The organism is Nonomuraea aridisoli (genome assembly GCF_003236395.1).
Classification (GTDB): Bacteria; Actinomycetota; Actinomycetes; order Streptosporangiales; family Streptosporangiaceae; genus Nonomuraea; species Nonomuraea aridisoli.
This window is the reverse complement of sequence record NZ_POUD01000648.1, coordinates 1-539: the sequence shown is the minus strand read 5'-3', so window position 1 is coordinate 539 and position 539 is coordinate 1. Positions and strand designations below refer to the sequence as shown.

Here is a 539-nt window from a genome sequence, read left to right as displayed (position 1 = left end):
GCGCTGGGGAGCCGGGGCGGCGGCGGCCGGGGTGACGTACTTCCTGTTCGGGCCGGTGCTCGTGGAGGACGTCGTGTTCAGCACGCGCTCGATGTTCACCGTGTGGGCGAGCCCCACGCAGACGTTCGGGGCGCTGCTGTTCGCTCCCGTGGTCCTGCTGCTGGCCGGCGGGTTGTCGCGGCGGGGCTGGGTGGCGTTCGTGGTCCTGCTGGCGGCGCTCAGCGGGGCGAAGGCGACGTACCTGCCGCTGTTGCTGGCCGGGCTGGTGCTGGTGGTGGCCGTGCGCCGGCTGGTCGAGGGGCGGGTGCGCGGCACGTGGCCTGCGGCGGCCGGCGTCACGCTGGGGTTCCTGGTGTTCGCGCAGGTCGTGTTGTTCGGGGGCGGGTCGCAGGGCACGGCTTTCGCGCCGTTCGCGACCATGCGCGACCTGTGGGGGGCGGTGTCGGGCGGACGGGCCGAGGCGCCGCTCACGTCCCTCCTGGTGCTGACGGGGGTGCAGCTGTTCTGCCTGGCCTGTGTGTGGGGCGGCGCGGCGGGGC

General features: G+C 75.0%; 1 protein-coding gene. It reads left to right on the top strand.

Annotated elements, in window-relative coordinates:
- A partial coding sequence (locus C1J01_RS50965; RefSeq protein ID WP_220040509.1) for a hypothetical protein occupies positions 1 to 539 on the top strand: 539 nt, incomplete at both ends.